Raw genomic sequence first — 5,073 nt, 5'->3', positions numbered from 1 at the left:
GGTCGTGGAGGGCGATGCGGGGGACGCCGGCTTTGTCGCAGAGCCGGTGGAAGTGGTCGAGGACGTTCTTGGGGTGGAGGGGGCGGCCGTGGCGGTGGAAGACGTAGCCGCCGCTGGAGGTGATGTTGCCGAAGGCTCGGGTGCCGGCGGGTCGTCGAGGGCTGAGGCGACGCGGTCGGAGAGGGCGACCCACGTTCTGCCCGCGGCACTGGAATCCGCCGCCCCCGCGTTCACGACCGAGCGCATCACCGCCTTCGCCCGCTGGGCCGCACCGGGAAACCAGCAGCCCTACACCGAGATCGCACACACGGCACTGCGGGACCTGCAAGCCCGCGCGGCCGACCTCGGCGCGGAGCCCGACGTACCGGCCTGACCCGGACGCCGGCCACGGGGACGAACCCGGACCCAAGCGCCGCAACGCGACGTCTAACTGATCGTGGACCTTCCGTGCCCTCCGAGAGGCAGGACACCGGTCACTGGTCACATCGGCGAGGACCCCTTCCAGCAGCCGCGATACGACCGCTGCGGACCCCCCCACGGCGGCTGCACGGCTTGCCGCGACGGCCCCAGGGCGCGGGTCGGGCGCCGGGCCGGGGCCGCGGGCAGATGCAGTCCAGGGCGATCTCGTCCTGGGTCTGCGCAGGTTGGTGAGCACGCACGCTGATGAAGGAGACGGCGCGGGGGCGAGGCTGCTGGTGTGGACCTGACCGGCGACCCGGTCGATCGATACCAGGGTCTCGACGTCGGGGCGAAGGGTATTGGTAGTACCAACGCCGTGACGCAGTTGGTGATCTTGCAGGTGCCCGCCGGAGCCGCGCCGCTGCGCCTTGCGCAGCATGACGGTCTCGTCGCCAAATACCCTGCTCCCACACGGTCTTCGCCAAGAACCACGGCTCACCGACCCGGCAGGCGACCGGTGACTGCCGGAACGCGACGGCACTCGTACCGAAGATCACCAACAGCATCCGGAATCTGCGCCAGGGCCATGCCGAAAACAGCCTGCTCGTCGCGAGGGCGCCCGCGTGGATCGGGCGCTTCGCAAGATAGCCCGGCGGGGTGGGGAGATCGTGCTGATCGACGGCACCCTGATCCCCACTCAGCGGCACACCGGAGCCCAGGACCGGCGCAACTATTCCGGCAAGCACCACCGCCATGGCCTGCACTTCCTCGCTCTGCAAGTGGACAGGCTCGTGCCGCGGGCCCGGAACCAGCGACCAGTTGAATCGCGGCCTTGATCTCGCGGCGGACGACCGTGCCCTGGTGGCCATGAGCGCCTTCATACTCAGCCGCTCGGGTCGTTCCACCACGAGCCGGTAGGTCTGGCTCGGAGACAGGCCGACCACTGCGGCTGCGACCCGAGCGCGGCCAAGGGCGGAGGCTTTCTGGCGAGGCTTCCGGGCCGCCGATGAGCGGGCGAGCGGGCGCCACTTGATCGGGCCGTGCCGGAGTCCGCGGCACGGCCCAAGCCGTCTCCACCCGGCCGGTGCTCCGCCGCAGTGCGGCGGCAGCGCCCCGCGCGGACGTGAGGTTCGGTCCAGCGGCTCCGTCCACACCCCCGCGCCCGGGGGCCGCGCGTCGACGGCCCGATCGGGCCCACCCGACGCAACGGCAGGACCGCCGAGAGCGGGAGCACTGAACAACGCTCCCGCCACCGGCGGTCGGGACGGTCAGCCGTGGGAGAAAGTGACCTTCGGCAGGACGCGGTCGAGCCAGGCCGGGGTGTGCCAGGCGGCCCGGCCGGTGAGGCGGAGGAGGACGGGGAGCAGGACGAGGCGGACCAGTGCGGCGTCCAGCAGCACGGCGACGCCCAGGACGATGCCCATCTCCTTGGGCGGCAGCGGCCCGGACAGCGCGAAGGTGAAGAACACCGCGACCATGACGCCGGCCGCCGCGAAGATCACCCGGCCCGAGTGGGCGAGCGCGCCGACCATCGCCTCCTCCGGGTCGCCGCTGCGCTCGTAGTGCTCGGTTCGTGCCGCCACTGGTGATGGGGGCGGTCTACAGCGCGAAGGACAGCTACTCGATCGGCTTCATGCTCCTGTCCGACCTGGCGCTCGCGGGGTGCGTGTACGCGGCTCTCCGGATCCGCTCCGTCCGCCCGGGCACGCCGTCCTGAACCCTCCGAGGAGGGCACACCGGGGGCGCACCGGGTGCACACGGATGATCGGGCGTGCTTCCTGATTGATCGTCAATTTTCTTGTACTGCCCGCCGGATGTCCTTATTCCGCTTACGATTCGGCCGAATGGTGTGTACGCGACGCCATTCCGGTGACGCGCCGGCATCGGTCCGGCGCTCCTTCCCGACGATCGAGGGCAGGGCATGACGCAGATACAGCAGCAGACCAGAGCGCCCGTGCCGCGCATGGGGCGCCGCGCGGCCGGACGGGCCGCCGCGTTAGTGGCGGCGTTCGCCACCGTGGCCACGGCGACGACCGTGGCGGCGCCCCCGGCCTCGCCGGCCGACGCGGACGGGTCGGTGACGGTCCGGGTGGTCCGGGCGGTCGACGAGAACGGGGTGTGGAGCCCGGCCCTGGAGCCAGGGATGGCGGGGGTGACGGTCACGCTGACCGGGGCGGACGGGGTAGTGCGGACCGCCGTGACTGCCGCCGATGGCACCGTGACGCTGACCCCGGCCGCCGGGAGCGCGGGCGGCCGGTACCGGGTCGAGGTGGTGAACCCCAAGCCCGGCGTGCTCTTCCCGGCCTTCGCCTCCCGGGAGGGCCTGGCGGGGGCACCGTCCAAGCTGAGCAGCAACGAGGAGTTCGTCGACCTCTCCGACGGCAAGCAGGTCACCTTCACCACCGGCCTGTGGAACCCCTCGGACTACTGCCAGGCGAACGCGCCGCTGGCCACCGCCTGCCAGCCCGCCTCCCTGGAACCGGGCACCAGCCGCACGCTGCTGACCTTCCCGTACCGCTCGCGCGGGGTGAACAAGGACGTCACGAACGTCTCCACCGCCACCGACACCGGGAACGTCTTCGGCATCGCCTGGAACCGCGAGGACCGGCGGCTCTTCAGCTCGGCCCACGCCAAGCGCAACACCGCCTACGGGCCCGGCGGGCCGGGCGCGGTCTACGTCACCGACCCGGTGACGAAGGCGACTTCGCTGTTCGCCACCGTCCCCGACGCGGGCACCACCGCGCACACCGGCGCCGACGACCCGGGCTTCTTCGCCCCGGTCGGCCGGGAGAGCCTCGGCGGGCTGAAGCTCACCGAGGACGGCCGCGACCTGTACGTGGTCAACCTGCACGACCGGAAGCTCTACCGGTACGACGCCACCGCGCCGACCGCCGCGGAGCCCGAGGCCGTGTACCCGATCCCGGCGGCGGACTGCCCGTCGCCGGAGGACTGGCGGCCGTTCGGCCTCGGCATGCAGGACGGCGTCGGCTACCTCGGCGGCGTCTGCTCCGGCGAGTCCACCCAGAAGATCGGCGACCTGCGGGCCGTGGTGCGGCAGTTCGACCCAGCGACGGGTGCGTTCGGCGCGGTCGTGCTGGACCAGCCGCTGGACCACCGTGGCACCCCGACGAGCTGTGCGGGCTACTTCTGGTACCCGTGGACGGAAACCCAGCCGACGACCGGCGACGGGCAGGTCTGCAACGTCCACCCGGAGCCCGAACTAGGCGAGGTCGGCGTCGAGACCGACGGCTCGATGCTGCTGGTCTTCCGCGACCGGTACGCCGACCAGGCCGCCGCGTTCCCCGCCGCGAGCGGGCCGCAGCCCCCGGGCTTCGTGTCGGTGCTCGCCTCGGCAGACCTCAACAAGGCCTGCAAGTCCGGCACTTCGTACGTGCTGGACGTGAACCTGGGCTGCGGGGCGACCGTCCGGAACAAGAACTGGTTCGACCAGCCCCGCCCCTACCCCTGGGGCCACCCGTACCCGGCGTTCGCGGGCCTGGCGCTCTCCAAGGTGGAGAACTCCATCGCCACCTCCGGCTACGACGTCGCCAACAACGTCGTCAGCGCCGGCACCATGTTCACGCTGCGCAGCGGCGGTCCGGACCCGGGCTTCGGCCAGGAGCTGTCCAACGGCCAGTCGCGGTTCGGCAAGGGCGCGGCGATGGCCGACCTGGAGGTGCTCTGCGACCGGGCGCCGCTGCAGATCGGCAACCGGGTCTGGTACGACCCGGAGCGCTCCGGTCTCCAACTGCCGGAGCAGAAGCCGGTGGTGGGGGCGACGGTCAACCTCTACGACGCGGACGGCAAGAAGGTCGGCACCGCCAAGACCACCGCGCGCGGCGAGTACTACTTCGACGACACCAACGTCACCGGCGGATTGAAGCCGAAGACCGCGTACACCATCCGCCTCGACAACCTCGGGGACTACGCCGCGGGCGGGCCGCTGCACCACTGGGTGCCTACCGCGGCGAACGTCGGCGGCAACCGCCTGACCGACTCCGACGGCACCGTCCCGCAAGGCGGCACGTACGTCGAGCGGGCACTCACCACCGGCGCGGCCGGGCAGGACGACCACAGCTTCGACTTCGGGTTCCAGCGTCAGCTGGGCGCCCTGCGCCTGGTCAAGCACGACCAGGACGGCAAGGCGCTGCCCGGTGCCGTGTTCCAGCTGTGGCGGGAGAGCAACGAGACCGCGGGCCTGCAGACCGACGGTGCGAAGCCGGACACCAAGGTCGACGGCGCGTGCACCAGCGGGGCGGACGGCACCTGCACCAGCCAGGCCGACCTGGGCAGCTACTACTGGCAGGAGGTCAGCCCGCCGCAGGGCTACCGGGCTCCCGACCAGCCGGTCCTCGGGCCGGTCGTGCTGGACGACGAGCACCTGGACGCGGGCGTCACCACGACGGCGGTCAACACCCTGATCCCGCCGACCCCGACGCCCACGCCCACGCCGACGCGTTCGGTGGAGACCCCGGCCCCCGTGCCCACCACCACGCCGCCGCCGGCCGTACCGCAGCCCTCCGGGCCGCTGGCCAGCACCGGCGGGGGCGTCGGCGCCCCGTACCTGGTCGCCGCGGGCGGCCTGCTGGTGGTCCTCGGCGCGGTGGTCCTGGTGGTGCTCAGGAAGCGCCGCACCACCTGACACGCAGTGAGACACCTGGAACACCAGGGGCC

The 5,073-nt window shown here is 72.2% G+C and carries 3 protein-coding genes and 1 pseudogene; 3 read left to right on the top strand and 1 reads right to left on the bottom strand.

Features of this window, described 5'->3' with window-relative positions; translation table 11 throughout:
• Nucleotides 1-373 (top strand): hypothetical protein (locus ACXJMZ_RS36625; protein WP_457034319.1); only part of this gene is annotated, 373 nt, incomplete at its 5' end.
• 1,294 nt (nucleotides 374-1,667) lie between these two features.
• Here the strand turns inward: ACXJMZ_RS36625 and ACXJMZ_RS36620 are convergent.
• Nucleotides 1,668-1,982, bottom strand: coding sequence for an MMPL family transporter (locus tag ACXJMZ_RS36620; protein WP_457034318.1), 315 nt, complete (start codon nucleotides 1,980-1,982; stop codon nucleotides 1,668-1,670).
• Here ACXJMZ_RS36620 and ACXJMZ_RS36615 point away from each other — a divergent pair.
• Nucleotides 1,970-2,116 (top strand): annotated as a pseudogene (locus ACXJMZ_RS36615) (MFS transporter); the annotation flags it as partial. The gene ACXJMZ_RS36620 and the pseudogene ACXJMZ_RS36615 overlap by 13 nt on opposite strands.
• A 204-nt stretch (nucleotides 2,117-2,320) precedes the next feature.
• The gene (locus ACXJMZ_RS36610; protein ID WP_457034317.1) at nucleotides 2,321-5,041 is read left to right on the top strand and encodes an SdrD B-like domain-containing protein; all 2,721 of its coding nucleotides are present in this window, start codon (nucleotides 2,321-2,323) and stop codon (nucleotides 5,039-5,041) included.
• Nucleotides 5,042-5,073 lie beyond the last annotated feature (32 nt).

The organism is Kitasatospora sp. P5_F3, from assembly GCF_054049135.1.
Note: the sequence above shows the minus strand (reverse complement) of the source record. Positions and strands in the feature narration are given on the sequence as shown.

What these genes read in the sequence shown, in the direction of transcription:
- ACXJMZ_RS36610 (WP_457034317.1), top strand. Translation starts at nt 2,321, where the DNA reads ATGACGCAGATACAGCAGCAGACCAGAGCGCCCGTGCCGCGCATGGGG.